We start from the raw sequence: 14,569 nt of genomic DNA, 5'->3' as shown, positions 1-14,569 counted from the left end.
TTGGCGGTGAATCACGAAGGACCCGCACCCCCCTCCGAGTGCGGGTCCTTCGCGTACGTGCGCGGGGCGCTTACGCCTCGTTGCTCACCTTGCGGCGACGCACGGAGTAGACGACACCGGCACCGGCGACCACGGCGAGGCCGCCTGCGAAGCCGAGGGTCGGCAGCGTCGAGTCGGCACCGGTCTCGGCGAGCGAGCCCGCGAGCGGGGTGCTGCTGGCCTGCGGTGCCGGGGTGTTGCTCGGCCGTGGCGCGCTCGTGGCCGGGGTGACCTTGCCGGGCTTCGCGTCCGCAGCCAGGATCTCGAAGCGGTACTCCTGGTCCTCGGGGACGTTGAAGCCGCAGAGACCGTCCGTGTTCACGCTGGTGGCGAAGGCGACCGAGCCGCCGATCCCGGTCGGGGCCTTCGGGTCGACCTTGATGCGCAGCTGGAGGTCGGCGTGCTCACCCGGCGCGAGGGCGCCCGCCTCGCCGAACGACAGAGTGTCCTGGGCGTAGATGCCGGTGTCGACGTTGTGCCAGCCGGACTTGTCCTTGTGCTGGACGTGCAGGTACTTGGTGATCTCCGTGGTGTCCCGGTCGTACGCGTAGGCGAACGTGTACAGGTCCGCGGTGACCGACTCGAAGGCCGTGTCCGTCTTGTTCGAAACGCGGAACGTGAAGCCGTGCCAGCCGGAGCCCGCGACGATCTTCGACGGCAGTCCGCGCAGCTCGGCGAGGGTGCCGGGGCTGTCCTCGTAGTCGACGCACTCGTCGTCACCGGCCTCGTCGCCCGGCTCGTCGCCGGGCTGCTCCGTCTCGTCCGTCTCGGACGGGTCCGGGACGGACGGGGGCGTCTCGGGGTCGGGCGTGGTCACGGGCGGCGTCTCGGTGTCCGGGGTCGTCCCCTCGGAGCCCGGGTCCGGCGTGTTCGCGCCGTCCTCCGTCGAGCCGCCCTCCTCCGACGAACCGCCGGCCGGGGGCGTCTCGGTCTCGGTCGTACCCGGCTCGCCCGTCCCGGGCGAGGCCGTCTGCGACGCCGACGGGTCGGTCCCCGCGACCGCGCTGGTGCCCGGTGCCTCCACGGAGGCGAACGCGGCCGGGGCGGACAGCAGCGCGAGCGGCGCCACGGCGGCCGTCGCGGCCGCCGTCACCAGTGCGCGGCGAAGCTTCATCTGGACCTCGATCGGTAAGAAGTGAGGGCCTCCCGCGGTGGCGGTCGCAGGCGTGGCCGTTGGTCTCGCACATGTGACCTGTGATGGCCGGGAATGGTTGTCCCGGTCCTCACCGGATCTTTATGTGAGCTGGATCACTGAACGTGTGCGCTCACGGCCAGATCGTTGGCCGCGGTGATGTACACCCGCACGCCCTGGGTGCCGCGTTCGGGGAACATGTCGGTCTTGTTGCGGTCGACGATGTCGCCGCCGATCCGGCCGAGCGGCACCGGCGCCGGGTCGGGTGTCGCGCGGTGCAGCCGCAGGTCCCAGTGGTCGCGCTCGGCGCCGAGCCGGGACGCCGCCTCCGCGTAGGGCAGCGTGAACTCGAAGCCGTCGTCGCCGAGCCGGGTCACCGGTACGGAGAAGTCCTGGCTGCCGGCGGCGTGCGAGACGGCCACCACGCGCGCCCCGTCGAGGGTGTCGTGCCCGCCGAGCAGCACGGCGCCGATCGTGGCGCTCTCCTCGCCGACGTCGACGCGCAGCACCTCGGCGTGCGCGGGGCGGTGCCAGGCGCGCAGCGCGAGGAAGCCGTCGATGGTGGCGTACGGCAGCCAGGCCGACACCCCGTCGGGGCCGGTCCGCGGCGCCGCGCCCACGCGCCGGGCCCGCTCGGCGAATCCGCAGACCAGGCGGGTCCGCCGGTCGGTGCCGCGGCGTGCGACGTAGCAGTCCCAGCGACCCTCGGCGAGGGTGTGCTCGCCGGCCGCGAGGGTGACGCCGATCGCGTCGAGATCCGGGGCCGTGGCGACCTCGGGCACCGGCACGCGGATCTCCCGCCCCTCGGGGTCCTTGCGCAGCCGGACCACGAAGTCGAGCGAACCGGGGGGCAGCGACGCCGCGTCGAACCGCACCGTGCATCCGCCGTCGGCGGTGGACCGGATGAACGCGACGGGCCGGGCCGGCGGCGCGGGCTCGTCGGCCGGCCCGGGCCGCCGGACGGGCGCGGCGGCCTGGGCCCGGCGCCACAGCCGCGGCCGGAGCCGGGACTGCCGGGGTTGCGGCGCATTCTCCTCATGGCGCCGGACCGACAGGGTGCGGAACAGCTCCTCGTAGCGGCGGGCGACGGCGGCGGGCTCGAAGTCCTGGGCGCGGACCCGCGCCGACTCGCCGAGCCGGTCGCGCAGTTCGGCGTCGGACATGAGCAGCCCGAGCGCGTCGGCGTACGCCTGGACGCCGCTGTCACCGTCCTGCTTCGGGACCAGCAGGCCGTTCTCCCCGTGCGTGATGATCTCGGCGGGTCCGTGCGGGCAGTCGGTGGCGATCACCGGCACACCGCAGTGCATGGCCTCCACGATGGTCATGCCGAAGGACTCCATGTCGGAGGAGACCGCGGCGATCGCGCCCTTGGCCCACTCGGTCTCGATGGGGGAGACCGAACCCATCAGCAACACCTGTTCGTACAGGCCGAGTTCGTCGATCTGTGCGCGCAGCGTCTCCTTCTGGGGGCCGCGGCCGTACAGCCGCAGCGTCCAGTCGGGGTGGTCGCCCGCGACCTTCGCGAAGGCGTCGACGAGCCGGTCGTAGCGCTTGACGGGGATGAGCCGCCCCGCCGCCACGATCACCTTGGAGTCCCGCGGCGAGGGCTGCACGTCGACGGCGGGCACCCCGTTGGGCACGGAGGTGATGGTCGTACGCACCTGGGGCAGCGCGGCACGGTACTGCGCGGCGTCCGCCTCGGAGACGGTGACGAACGCGTCCAGCTGTCCGATCGCCACGTTCTGGTTGCGGCGCACGTCGTCGGCGTGGCCCGCGAGCGAGAGGTGCTCCTGGCCGACGCGCAGATAGCGGTCGGTGCCGTAGCGGGACAGGTAGCCGTTGAGGATCGGGCGGGTGGCGATGACCACGTCCGCGTCCGTCTCCGCGAGGAAGGCGGCGAGGCGCTGGTCGTGCAGCGCGGTGTAGCGCAGCCGCCCCTCCTTCGTGCCCTTCTCGTGGTACATCGTGCAGGGCTGTCCGGTCAGTGGATCGTCGCCCGCGTACGCCGGGCTGTCCTCGCGCAGATCCACCAGAGTGCTCATCCGCACGCGCGGGTCGAACGGCAGCCCCGTGCGGTCGGCGGTCCTGTGCACGCTGACGACTTCGACGTTGTGCCGCGTGGCCAGGGCGCCCGACATGTTGGCCGTGGCGCGGATGGTGCCGCCGATGCCGTACGCGTTGTTGAGCAGAAAGACGATCTTCACGTGGTCTCCCCCCAGGAGGCGAGCCACTTCGACTCGCGCACTGGTTGAGACCATTCGGCGGGGGGAGCGTTGCCTGATGTGGCAGGAGTCACAAAATGAGGCGAATCTTCCGTTTGTCCGGCCCCCCGTGAACCCCCACTCCGGAGTCATCCGTCGAGCGTCCCGCTTGCGTGTGTGGATTGCCATGCCTCTGCCGTACAACCATTTCGCCGAGCCCCGATCGTTACGGGGAACGGGCGCAAAGGACTGGTAAACGCCGCAGGTCCGGGCTTTGATGGCGCTCGGGACGGCCGGACCGACGGACGTGCCCGCGCACATATGGGGGCGCACACATGGGGTGGGGAACGAACATGAAGTCAGGTCTGGGCCGCGTGCTGGCCGGTGTCTGTGTGACGGCGGCGCTCGCCGCGACGACGGCGTGCGGTTCGGGCTCGGACGGCGGCAAGAGCGACGGCAAGAGCGCGGACAAGCCCGCGGACAAGCCCGCGGCGACGTCGTCGTCCGAGGCGCCGACGGCTCTCCGGCCGCTCAGCGAGGCGCAGTTGGCGCAGGCGGCGATCACCAAGGCGGACGTGAAGGGCTTCAGTGTCGGCAAGGTGCCCGACGACGAGATCCCGGACATGAGCGTCCCCGCGGACCCGGCCGAGTGCCAGGCGATCGCCGACATGTTCCTGCTCGGCTCCGAGCCCGACGCGGCCGCCCGTGTGGCCCGCTCGGTGACCAGCCTCACCGAGACGGACGCCACCGTGGTCCAGATGGGACTGCTCGCGCACCAGGAGGCGGACGCGAAGAAGGTGCTCGCGGATCTGCGCGCGGCGAGCGAGAAGTGCGACGCGTACGAGCACACGGACTACAAGTACAGCGGGATCGAGCCCCGTAAGGCCCCGGCTCTGGGCGACGAGGCCGTCTCGTACGCGATGACCGGGAAGATCGACGGCGAGACGATCCCGATGACCTACGTCGTCGTGCGCACGGGCTCGACCGTGGCCGCCTTCTACGGCATGAACGTCCTGGACGCGAAGCAGGCCGAGGTCCCGGCGGAGATCATCGAGACGCAGATCGCCAAGCTGGAGAAGGTCGCAGGCGCCAAGCAGTAGGAGGACGGCGTCAAGCAGTAGGGGGCCGGTGCCAAGCAGCAGTAGGCCGGTGCCAAGCAGTAATAGCCGGAGCAAGCCCAGCACGGGCACGTACGGCACGGGCGAAGGGCCCCGCAGGACGGATCTGCGGGGCCCTTCGGCATCGGCTCCGACGTCAGGGCAGCGTCGGTGCCGCGGAGCGGCGCCGGGGGGTAGCGCCGCAAGTCTCGGATCAACTCATGGGTGCAGCGGGTGAAAGCGGGTGGAGCGGACGAAGCCGGTGGAGCGGGGGTCTGCCGCGCAGGCGTAGGGGTTTCCTGCGCAAGAGGCCGGTCGGTTCCGGGCGTCCCCGGAACCGACCGTTCTCTTGGGTGACCGGGCTGCTGTCCCCTGCCGTCCGGTCACTGCACCGGAGCGAGGTCCCACGACGTACGGCATGACCGTGACGTCTCATCGCTCCAGCAAAGCCACGCGTGGTTCGATCGGCCCGCCCCTGGCTGACACGGACACCGGGACCAACGAAGCCCGCCGCGTCCGGGTCACGCGCCGTACGGGTGAGTGCGGAACCGAACTGGGATCCGGGCCTCAGATCCGGCCCCGGCCCAGCTCGAGCAGCGTCATCGCGAGCGCGGTGCCGGGCTTGCCGAGGGCGTCCCTGTAGTGGCCGAGGACCTCCATCTCGCGCGCCAGATGCACCCGCCGCCCACCGGAGGCGATCCGCGCCTCCTGGACGACGGCGGAGACGGCCATGCGTTCCTGGACGAGGCCGATGATCCGGTCGTCGAGGGAGTCGATGCGAGCGCGGGCGTCGGAGATCACATCGGCGGTGTCAGTGGTGGTGGTCGTGGTCGTGGCGGCGGCGGTGGTGGTCATGAGATCGGGCTCCACTCTCGGTGTCGGGCGGAGCCCCGGACCGTCAGGCCCCGGACACGACAGACGCCCCGGGCCTTGTCGGCCCGGGGCGCCTGGGAAGTCGCTTGTCAGTTGCTCAAGCAGCACGACCATGGCATCCGGCGGGCCGGCTGCCATAGGTAAAGACGAAGGTCGCGTACGAGAACATGGCGCCCACTATAGCGCTGCGCTCCAGCCCCTCCCTTTCAAGCCCCGCCTTTCGGACGAGAGGCAGCGGGGTCCGGGGCGGAGCCCCGTGACCTCAGGTGCAGCTGACCCGAACCGTTAGAATCGACGGCACGACCCCCTGCTAAAGCCGCCGGAAGGCAACCCGTGTCATCAGCGACCCCCGCTGCCACCGCCCCCGACACCGTCCTGGTCGTCGACTTCGGTGCGCAGTACGCCCAGCTCATCGCCCGCCGAGTCCGTGAGGCCCGGGTCTACAGCGAGATCGTGCCGAGCACCATGCCGGTCGCGGAGATGCTCGCCAAGAACCCGGCGGCGATCATCCTCTCCGGCGGCCCGTCGTCGGTCTACGCGGAGGGCGCTCCCAGCCTGGACCGCGAGATCTTCGAGGCCGGCGTCCCCGTCTTCGGCATGTGCTACGGCTTCCAGCTGATGGCGACGACCCTCGGCGGCACCGTCGACGACAACGGCGCCCGTGAGTACGGCCGCACCCCGCTCGCCGTCTCCAAGGCCGACTCGACGCTGTTCGCGGGCACCCCCGCCGAGCAGCCGGTGTGGATGTCGCACGGCGACGCCTGCTCGGCCGCGCCCGAGGGCTTCACGGTGACGGCCTCCACGGACGTCGTCCCCGTAGCCGCGTTCGAGAACGACGAGAAGAAGCTGTACGGGGTCCAGTACCACCCCGAGGTCATGCACTCCACGCACGGCCAGCAGGTCCTGGAGCACTTCCTGTACCGGGGCGCGGGCCTGAAGCCCACCTGGACGACCGGGAACGTGATCGAGGAGCAGGTCGCCGCGATCCGCGAGCAGGTCGGCGACAAGCGCGCCATCTGCGGCCTGTCCGGCGGCGTCGACTCCGCGGTCGCCGCGGCGCTGGTCCAGAAGGCCATCGGCTCCCAGCTGACCTGCGTGTACGTCGACCACGGCCTGATGCGCAAGGGCGAGACCGAGCAGGTCGAGAAGGACTTCGTCGCCGCGACCGGCGCGAACCTGAAGGTCGTCGACGCCAGCGAGCGCTTCCTGAAGGCGCTCGCCGGGGTCTCCGACCCCGAGCAGAAGCGCAAGATCATCGGCCGGGAGTTCATCCGGGTCTTCGAGCAGGCGCAGCTGGAGATCCTCCAGGAGGACGGCCCCGAGGTCGCCTTCCTCGTGCAGGGCACCCTCTACCCGGACGTCGTCGAGTCCGGCGGCGGCACCGGCACCGCCAACATCAAGTCCCACCACAACGTGGGCGGGCTGCCCGACGACATCGAGTTCCAGCTCGTCGAGCCGCTGCGCCAGCTGTTCAAGGACGAGGTCCGCGCGGTCGGCGCCGAGCTGGGCCTGCCCGACGAGATCGTCCAGCGCCAGCCGTTCCCCGGCCCCGGGCTCGGTATCCGGATCGTCGGCGACGTCACCAAGGAGCGCCTGGACCTGCTCCGGGAGGCCGACGCGATCGCCCGCGAGGAGCTGACCGCGGCCGGCCTGGACCGCGAGATCTGGCAGTGCCCGGTCGTGCTGCTCGCCGACGTCCGCTCGGTCGGCGTCCAGGGCGACGGCCGCACCTACGGCCACCCGATCGTGCTGCGCCCGGTCTCCTCCGAGGACGCCATGACGGCGGACTGGACGCGGATGCCGTACGACGTGCTCGCGAAGATCTCGACGCGGATCACGAACGAGGTCAAGGACGTCAACCGCGTCGTCCTCGACGTGACGAGCAAGCCCCCGGGCACCATCGAGTGGGAGTAGTCCCCACTACGGCTGTACGTGGATGAAGGCGCCGCCCACCGTTCCGGTGGGCGGCGCCTTCGGCTGCGTAGGCGCGAAGCTCACGACCGTTTCATCGTGCGCACGGCCTCGCCCGGCTTCCACACCTGTGCCACCAGATAGGTGTCGTCCTCGATGTACGTCCGGGTGACCTCGGTCAGCTCCGTGCGGAAGAGGTGGAAGTCGTCGGGGTCGGGGACCTCGACCTGGCCGGTGTAGCGGGCGATGACCGCCGGGTCCCCGACGAGGAGCGCCCGGCCGCTGATCCGTACGTCGCCGCCGCCCATCGCCGTGCCCTCGCCCGGGTTCGCCTGGAGGGCGAAGCGCGGGTCGCGCAGCAGGTCGCGGGCCTTGAGGGAGCCCGGCATCATGCCGAGCCAGAACTCGCCGTCCAGGAAACGGACTTCGAGTCCCGAGGTGCGTGGCGAGCCGTCCTTGCGGAGGGTCGCCAGGACGTGGTGCGTGTGCAGGGCGAACCGGGTCTCGACGGTCTTGGCGAGGTCCGGTTCGGCGGTGGTGAAGGCTGCCCAGTTCGACGTCATACGCCGAGTCTGGCGCGGAAACCCGACACCTTCTGTCCGGTATGGGCAACGGTGTCGGGGGCTTGTCGCGGACGATCCGCCGCGATCTCTTCACAGCGGGGGCCTGTCGCCTTGGAGGCCGCGCAGGTACCTTCCGCAGCATGTCGACGCAGAACCCCGCCCCCGTCCCCACCGACCAGCTCCACTTCGCCATGCCGCCGGTGCACACGAACGTGGCCGACGAGCGGCGCCACCGCAAGGAACGCCTGGCGGGGGCGCTGCGGAACTTCGGGCGGCTCGGGTACGAGGACGGGGTGTCGGGGCACATCACCGCGCGGGACCCGGAGTTCGAGGACTGCTACTGGGTGAACCCGTTCGGGATGCCCTTCCGGCACATCACCGTCAGTGATCTGGTCCTCGCCAACGGGGAGGGGCAGGTCGTCGAGGGCCGCCACCACGTCAACCAGGCCGCGTTCACGGTGCATGCCGAGGTGCACCGGGCCCGGCCCGACCTGGTCGCGGTGGCCCACTGCCACTCCACATACGGGCGCGCGGTGGCCGCGCTCGGCGAGCTGGTCGAGCCGATCACCCAGGAGGCCTGCGCCTTCTACGAGGACCACGCGCTGCTCGACGAGTACACGGGGGTCTCCGTCGACGCGGGGGAGGGCAAGCGGATCGCCGTCGCGCTCGGGTCTTTCAAGGCCCTCGTCCTGCGCAACCACGGGCTGCTGACCGTCGGGGACTCCGTGGACGCGGCGGCCTGGTGGTTCATCGCCCTGGAGCGCTGCTGCCAGGTCCAGCTCGCGGCGCGGGCGGCCGGGCGGCCCGTCCTCATCGACCGGCGCCAGGCGGTGGCGACCCGCGAGCGGACGGGCGGCGACCTCGTCGCCTGGATCAACTACCAGTCGATGTGGCAGGACATCACACGCAGCGAACCGGAGCTGTTGGCGTAGACCTACCTGACCTGCCTGACCTGCCTGATCTGCCTGATCTGCCTGACCTGAGTCTCCTGCTCGGGTCATCAGCGGAAATCGCGCAGGACCACCCCTTTCGTCATCGCGAACTCGTCGTCCGTGAGCACCCCTTGCTGGTGCAGGTCGCCCAACTCCCTCAAGCGGCGCAGGAGTATGTCGTGGTCGGAGTGGAGGGGCGCCGGGCGGTCCAGTGCGCCGCGGGGTGTCGAGGGGTGCGGCAGGCGGGCCGTGACGGCCGCGGCGACGAGGGCGGTCAGCAGGTCCTTGCGGGCGTTTCCCCACAGGTCGAGGGCGTACGGGTCCTTCTCCGGCGGCAGTTTCGCGTACGCCGAGTCCTTGAGGACGAATCTCAGGACCCCGTCCTCGTAGCCGGAGTTGGGCACCCAGTCGACGCTGTCGAGGGCGTCGAGGGCGATGACGCGCGGGCCCGTCGCCCGCTTCACCCGGTCCGAGGTGTCGCTCCAGTCGATGCGGATCCGGTTGCCGTCGAAGGAGACCATGCCGTCGCTGGAGCGGACGGAGACCGGCACGGCGGGGCCCGGCACGAGGTACGAGTCGGCGGGCCCGTCCGGTAGCTGTTCGAGGAGCAGGGCCTGGCGGATCTCCTCGGCGATGTACTCCGCGACGCCGGAGCGGTCCGCGTCCACCGCAAGGCGGAAGGGGTCCGCGGCGTCCGGGAGCCGGCCGCCGGTGGCCTGGAGGAGCGGGTCCGCCGCCTCGCGCAGGGTGAGGCGGAGCCGGCCGCGCTTGCGCTCGGGCTCGTAGGCGACCCCGGCGACGGCCGTGAGCGGCACGCTGATTTCGCCGTACGTCTGCCGCAACAGGGCCACGCTGCGGTGCAGACCCGGGGTGATGCGGACCGTGGTTCCGTCGAAGGCCCAGGTTCCGTCACGCTGGATGATCTCGGCCATACGGAAATTCTCGCAGTCGCGTCAACACTTCGGTCAATGCGGACGAATACCGTTCACCCAGGAGGGGCCGGACCCGTGCGCCGGAGCGTGCGCCGCGTACGGCACAATTCCCAGTCGACGCAGTGAAGTTGACGAGTGGAACACAGGCTGAGGGTGGGGGCGTCGCGGTGGCGATGCAGGAAGCGCGACAAGGCCGGGGCACACACGAGACCGCATGCGCCTGCGGCGACTGTCCGCACGGCGCGCGCGAGGGGCATCGCAGGGCCGTGGCCGCGTTCCTCGCGAAACGGGACGAGCTGGCGTCCGGGGGCGGACTGCCGCCCGCCGTCGCGCACTCGGCGGGCGCCTCCCGCCAGTGGATCTCCGACGAACTCACCCAGTCCGCGCAGGCGGTGGCCGACCGCGGCCGGGAGGAAGGCGCGGTCTGGCTCGCGAGCCTGCGGCCGCGCACCCTGTACGTCGTGTGGGGCGGCGTCGCCGCGCTGCTGCTCGTGCAGGCGCTCACCGCGGTCGGCGCGGGCTGGAGCGCCGCGCGCACGGCGGGCCTGATCGCCGCTGTCGTGACGGCCGGACTGCTCAGCGCCGCCGCGTCCCTGCACCGCACGCGCGGCGGCGTCCTCGCGCCCGTGATCGGCGAGGACAACCGGCTGTCCACGTCGCGGGCGGTGGCCGGCGGCATCGTGCTCTTCGCGGTCTACGCGGTACTCGTCCTCGCCGGTGAACTGGCCGCGGCCTCCGGCCCGGAGGCCCGCGAAGACCTCATCGACGGCCTCGAACTCGCGCGCGGAGCAGGCCTGTTGACCGTACTGGCCGTGGTGTGCGCGGTCGCTGTCCTGGTACGCCGCGTCGTCGGCCTGCGGGTGCTCGCCCAGCGTCTGCAGAAGGTGCGGGCCACCCGGCCGCGCGCCGCCGACCTGCTCACCGACGACTCCGGGCGCGGCAGCTTCACCGACACGCAGTACGTCGCCGTGTGCGCGGCCGCGCTCGTGTGGGCCGTGGCCCGCCTCGCCCGCCGCCCCGACCAGCTGCCCGACCTGCCGTGGGGCCTCGCCGTCCTGGTGGCGGTCTCCGCGGCGACGTACCTCTGCGGCAAGTACGCGGAGGGCGGCCGGCCCGTCGTCCTGTCCGTCGTGCGGGCCCGCGAGGCCGGTGACCTCGACGCGCCGATCCGTACCGGTGACGACATCGAGATCCGCGGCGCCGGGTTCGTGCCGCCCGGCGCGGGCACCGCCGACCAACTGGCCCGGGTCGCCGTCCGCATCGGCACCGTGCACGTCCATGTGCCGCTCGTGCCCGTCGCCGGCGGCTTCACCAACCCGGCGGACGCGCTGCTGACCGTCCCGGTGCCGGTGGATGTCGAACCCGGCCGGGTCGAGGTCCAGGTGATCACCGCGAGCGGGGTGGAGACGAACCGCTGCGCGATCGACGTCGTCGACTGAGGGGTGTGGTCCGGCCCGGCGTTCGGCGTTCGGCGTCCGGCGTCTCGGCCGAGTGACCTCTCGGCTGATCGGTGTCGGAAGTGAGCCGGGGGGTCGTCTCGTACGTATGGTCGGGTAGAGGCACCAGGAATTCAGGTACCCGGCATTCAGACACCAGGCATTCAGGCACCAGGCATTCAGGCACCCGGCATTCAGGCACCCGGCGCGAGAGGCAGGCGGGCCAGCGATGGCGCACGGTATGCGAACGGACCTGCACAGCAATTACGCCCGGGGCGGTGGGGGCCGTGGTGGCCGGCGTGAGGCCGCCCAGCGGTACGCCCTGCTGCCGCTGCGCGTCTTCCTCGGAGTCACCTTCATCTACGCGGGCCTCGACAAGCTCACCGACAGCGCGTTCTTCCGGGCGAACGGGACCGGGTCCATCGGGGAGCAGATGCGCAACGTGCGCGACATCTCCGCGATCCCCGAACTCGTCGACCTGGCACTCAAGTCCCCGGCGGGCTTCGGCTACGCGATTGCCTTCGGCGAGTTGGCGGTGGGGATCGGCACGCTGCTGGGCGTGCTGGCGCGGGTCGCTGCGCTCGGCGGGGTGCTGATCTCGCTGAGCCTGTGGCTGACGGTGAGCTGGGCGGCCGAGCCGTATTACCTGGGCAATGACCTGGCTTACTTGATGGCGTGGGTGCCGTTGGTTCTGGCGGGGGCGGCGGTTTGGTCGGTGGATGGGTGGTGGCGGGCGCGGAGGCGTCGTTAGGGGGCGGTGGTTTCGGCGGCGAGTGCGGGTGTGGATGCGGGGCGGGGTGTGTTTGTGGGCGCGGGGGCGTCGTTGCGGGGTGCGGTTTCGGCGGCGGGTGCGGGTGCGTCGTGGCTGGTCGCGCAGTTCCCCGCGCCCCTGGGGCATGCGGCTCCGCCGCGGCCCCATCGGGGCTGCGCCCCACGAGATGGCGCACGAAGTGCGCATCTCAGGGGTGCGGGGAACGGCGCGAGAAGCCCCACCGGGCCGCGGGTGAAGTGCGCGTTTCGGGGGTGCGGGGAACGGCGCGAGAAGCCCCACCGGGCCGCGGGTGAAGTGCGCGTTTCGGGGGTGCGGGGAACTGCGCGAGTAGCCGCACCGGGCCGCGGGTGAAGTGCGCGTTTCGGGGGTGCGGGGAACTGCGCGAGTAGCCGCACCGGGCCGCGGGCGCCCACCCACCGTCGAGCGGAGCGACGACGCGGAGGCCGGCCCTCAGGCGGCGGCGTGGCGGCGAACCCTGCGCACCACACTCCGCAACTTCCGCCGCGCCACCCGACGGACGTCCACCGCGTGGACCTCCATCACCAGCGTCGTCTCCGACGCCGCCTTCACCGGGCGGGCAGCGTACGGGCGGGCGAGGTGGAACCAGTGGGCGCGGCCCACGCCGGCGAGGTGGGGGACGGCGACGGACGAGGAGCCGGGCGGGGACAGGGTCACCGTCCAGCGCCCCGGGCGCAGCGTCCTGACCGGGAGGTGCGCCGTGAACCTCCCGCCGTTCCCGTTGAGGGACACAGGCGCCTCCCGGCGGTCACCCGCGCTGTTCTGCACCCGTAGGCGCAGCGCCCCGACGTCCCGCGTGCCCTCACCGGCCAGGGTGCCGCCGACCACCAGCGTGCCCCTGCGCGACCTGTGCCACGACATCTCGGTCACCCGGTAACGGGCGTCGTCGCGCGGTAGTTCCTGGCCGACATTAAGGGAAAGATTGCCCCACTTCGTCACGTACGGGGTGATGGTGGTGGTCGTGGACCCGTCCGTGGATCCGTCCGGGCCCGTCGTCGTGATCCCCTCGGACGGGGTACGCCCGGCCCCGGGGCCCTTCAGCCGGACCGAGCGGCTGATGCCCTGCGTCCGCAGTTCGAGGAAGAGGTTCCAGCGGCCGTGGCCCAGTGGGGCTCCGGCCACGGCGGTGAGCGGTGCGATGTCCGCGACGAAACCCGCGTCCGCGTGGCGCTCGTCGTCCGGGAGCCCGGCGACGGCGTGCACGCGCGTGGGGACACGGACCTCCGGGTGGTCGGCGTCGTAGCAGCGCAGCACCAGCTCGGTGACGGTGTCCTGGGAGTTCACGTTCTCGAGGTAGGCGTGGCCGGTCAGCCGCAGTACGCCGCCCTCCTGCCACTCCACCGACTCGACCCGGTGGTGCGCCGGCAGCCGGTCGGTGATGTCGAACGCGCTGTCCGGCACCCCGACCGCCGTGTCACGGAAGAGCGGATGGTCCCAGTAGGCCCGCCCCGCGTCGATGACGTGTCCGCGTCCGGCGTCCTTCTTGGCGTCGCGGATGACCGTCATCACCTCCTGGAACCGGTCGGCCCGCAGCAGGTGCAGGAGCACCCGGTCGCGCGGTTCGAGCTGCGCGATGACCGGGTCGGTGACCCAGTTCTCCACCCAGTCGCGGATCTCCGGGTAGATGTGCTCGCGGATGTCCTCCTCGCTCTCCCGGAGCAGCAGCCACCACAGCGGGCCGCACAGCTCCCACTCGACGTGCCGGCGCATGATCTGGTCGCGCCGCGGCCCCGGCTTCAGATAGCGGGCGACCGTCTCGAAGCACATCCGGGTGCCCTGCATCCGGTGGCTCAGGTTCTGCGCGGTGAGGGTGAGGTTGTTCCCGTTCTCACGGTCGCGGTGGTAGTAGCAGTCGTAGTCCGCGACGACGGAGACGCCGTCCGCGTTGAGGTACGCGGCAGCCGTGAACGGCTTGTCCTCGGTGTTGCGGAACGGCGGGAACCGCAGGTCCAGGCGTTCGATGAGCGAGCGGCGGAAGAGCTTCCAGCAGCCGAGGGTGCGGTAGGCGGCCGAGGAGAAGATGTCCGTACGCGGCTGGGTGCTCCGGAAGACCGCGGTGGGCACGGAACGGCCGCCCACGGACACCATTTTGCCCAGCACGATGTCGGTCTTGTTCTCGTCGGCCATGGCCACCATGCGGCGCAGCGCGTCGGGGCCCAGGTAGTCGTCGGAGTCGAGGAAGAAGACGTAGTCGCCGCGGGCGACGTCGAGGGCGACGTTGCGCGGGACGGCCGCGGTGCCCGAGTTCTCCTGGTGGATGACGCGCAGGGCGGGGCAGGTCGCGGCGAGCCGGTCCAGTTCCTTGCCGGTGCCGTCCGTCGAACCGTCGTTCACCGCGATGATCTCTAGCTGGTCCAGGCCGATGGTCTGTTCCATCGCCGAGGTGATGCACTCGGTCAGCTCGGGCAGGGCGTTGTAGGCAGGGACGATCACGCTGACTCGGGGCTGGGACATCGCTTTCCTCGGGCTTGGCGGCAGTGGTACGTACTCGCTGCCGCCCGGGTAGCGGGGTGTCCAGCTCGGCTGGGGCTCCTGGGATTTCGCGGAGTACGGGAGGGTAGATGCCTGAATCGGCCCGAAGGTTGTACGAGCTTTGGTTGACACGGGGTTTTTTGGGCGGGTGTGGATGCGGGGCGGGGTGTGTTTGCGGGCGCCGGGGCGTC

The 14,569-nt window shown here is 71.5% G+C and carries 11 protein-coding genes; 5 read left to right on the top strand and 6 right to left on the bottom strand.

Annotation, left to right across the window (positions count from 1 at the left end; translation table 11 throughout):
• Nucleotides 1–70 precede the first annotated feature (70 nt).
• Entirely contained in the window at nt 71–1,153 is a 1,083-nt protein-coding gene (locus ABD366_RS02415) for an LPXTG cell wall anchor domain-containing protein (protein ID WP_324769886.1), read from the bottom strand.
• A 134-nt stretch (nt 1,154–1,287) separates the two neighbouring features.
• Entirely contained in the window at nt 1,288–3,375 is a 2,088-nt protein-coding gene (locus ABD366_RS02410) for a glycosyltransferase family 4 protein (RefSeq protein WP_344440982.1), read from the bottom strand.
• A gap of 350 nt (nt 3,376–3,725) precedes the next feature.
• Here ABD366_RS02410 and ABD366_RS02405 point away from each other — a divergent pair, with 350 nt between their 5' ends.
• Nucleotides 3,726–4,472 (top strand): hypothetical protein, encoded by a 747-nt coding sequence (locus tag ABD366_RS02405; protein ID WP_324773360.1) that lies wholly within the window; start codon nt 3,726–3,728, stop codon nt 4,470–4,472.
• A gap of 564 nt (nt 4,473–5,036) precedes the next feature.
• Here the strand turns inward: ABD366_RS02405 and ABD366_RS02400 are convergent.
• Nucleotides 5,037–5,324 carry a chorismate mutase gene (locus ABD366_RS02400; RefSeq protein ID WP_324773358.1) on the bottom strand — a complete coding sequence of 96 codons (288 nt, stop codon included), beginning with the start codon at nt 5,322–5,324 and terminating at the stop codon, nt 5,037–5,039.
• A 351-nt stretch (nt 5,325–5,675) separates the two neighbouring features.
• On the opposite strand from ABD366_RS02400, the gene guaA reads away from it, so the two are divergent.
• Nucleotides 5,676–7,256 (top strand): glutamine-hydrolyzing GMP synthase, encoded by a 1,581-nt coding sequence (guaA, locus tag ABD366_RS02395; RefSeq protein ID WP_324773356.1) that lies wholly within the window; start codon nt 5,676–5,678, stop codon nt 7,254–7,256.
• Nucleotides 7,257–7,336: 80 nt separating this feature from the next.
• On the opposite strand, the gene ABD366_RS02390 is transcribed toward guaA, so the two are convergent.
• Nucleotides 7,337–7,816: a pyridoxamine 5'-phosphate oxidase family protein gene (locus ABD366_RS02390; protein ID WP_324773354.1), complete on the bottom strand. Its 480-nt coding sequence runs from the start codon at nt 7,814–7,816 to the stop codon at nt 7,337–7,339.
• A gap of 140 nt (nt 7,817–7,956) precedes the next feature.
• Here ABD366_RS02390 and ABD366_RS02385 point away from each other — a divergent pair, with 140 nt between their 5' ends.
• On the top strand, nt 7,957–8,748 hold the full coding sequence (locus ABD366_RS02385; protein ID WP_324773352.1) for a class II aldolase/adducin family protein: 792 nt from the start codon (nt 7,957–7,959) through the stop codon (nt 8,746–8,748).
• Between the two features lie 68 nt (nt 8,749–8,816).
• Here ABD366_RS02385 and ABD366_RS02380 read toward each other — a convergent pair whose 3' ends face one another.
• A complete protein-coding gene (locus ABD366_RS02380; RefSeq protein ID WP_324773350.1) occupies nt 8,817–9,680 on the bottom strand; it encodes a DUF4429 domain-containing protein in 864 nt (287 codons plus the stop codon).
• Nucleotides 9,681–9,847: 167 nt separating this feature from the next.
• On the opposite strand from ABD366_RS02380, the gene ABD366_RS02375 reads away from it, so the two are divergent.
• On the top strand, nt 9,848–11,119 hold the full coding sequence (locus ABD366_RS02375) for a hypothetical protein (RefSeq protein WP_324773348.1): 1,272 nt from the start codon (nt 9,848–9,850) through the stop codon (nt 11,117–11,119).
• A 226-nt stretch (nt 11,120–11,345) separates the two neighbouring features.
• Entirely contained in the window at nt 11,346–11,867 is a 522-nt protein-coding gene (locus ABD366_RS02370) for a DoxX family protein (RefSeq protein WP_324773346.1), read from the top strand.
• Nucleotides 11,868–12,338: 471 nt separating this feature from the next.
• Here ABD366_RS02370 and ABD366_RS02365 read toward each other — a convergent pair whose 3' ends face one another.
• Nucleotides 12,339–14,360 (bottom strand): glycosyltransferase family 2 protein, encoded by a 2,022-nt coding sequence (locus ABD366_RS02365; RefSeq protein ID WP_324773344.1) that lies wholly within the window; start codon nt 14,358–14,360, stop codon nt 12,339–12,341.
• Nucleotides 14,361–14,569 lie beyond the last annotated feature (209 nt).

The sequence above is a fragment of the Streptomyces kunmingensis genome (genome assembly GCF_039533535.1).
Taxonomy (GTDB): Bacteria; Actinomycetota; Actinomycetes; order Streptomycetales; family Streptomycetaceae; genus Streptomyces; species Streptomyces kunmingensis.
The sequence above is the reverse complement of the archived record's forward strand: the minus strand, read 5'-3'. Positions and strand labels throughout refer to the sequence as shown.

Excerpts from the sequence above, each read along its gene's own strand:
- ABD366_RS02415 (WP_324769886.1), bottom strand. The coding sequence starts at position 1,153 with ATGAAGCTTCGCCGCGCACTGGTGACGGCGGCCGCGACGGCCGCCGTG.
- ABD366_RS02405 (WP_324773360.1), top strand. The coding sequence starts at position 3,726 with ATGAAGTCAGGTCTGGGCCGCGTGCTGGCCGGTGTCTGTGTGACGGCG.
- ABD366_RS02400 (WP_324773358.1), bottom strand. The coding sequence starts at position 5,324 with ATGACCACCACCGCCGCCGCCACGACCACGACCACCACCACTGACACC.
- ABD366_RS02390 (WP_324773354.1), bottom strand. The coding sequence starts at position 7,816 with ATGACGTCGAACTGGGCAGCCTTCACCACCGCCGAACCGGACCTCGCC.
- ABD366_RS02385 (WP_324773352.1), top strand. The coding sequence starts at position 7,957 with ATGTCGACGCAGAACCCCGCCCCCGTCCCCACCGACCAGCTCCACTTC.
- ABD366_RS02380 (WP_324773350.1), bottom strand. The coding sequence starts at position 9,680 with ATGGCCGAGATCATCCAGCGTGACGGAACCTGGGCCTTCGACGGAACC.
- ABD366_RS02370 (WP_324773346.1), top strand. The coding sequence starts at position 11,346 with ATGGCGCACGGTATGCGAACGGACCTGCACAGCAATTACGCCCGGGGC.
- ABD366_RS02365 (WP_324773344.1), bottom strand. The coding sequence starts at position 14,360 with ATGTCCCAGCCCCGAGTCAGCGTGATCGTCCCTGCCTACAACGCCCTG.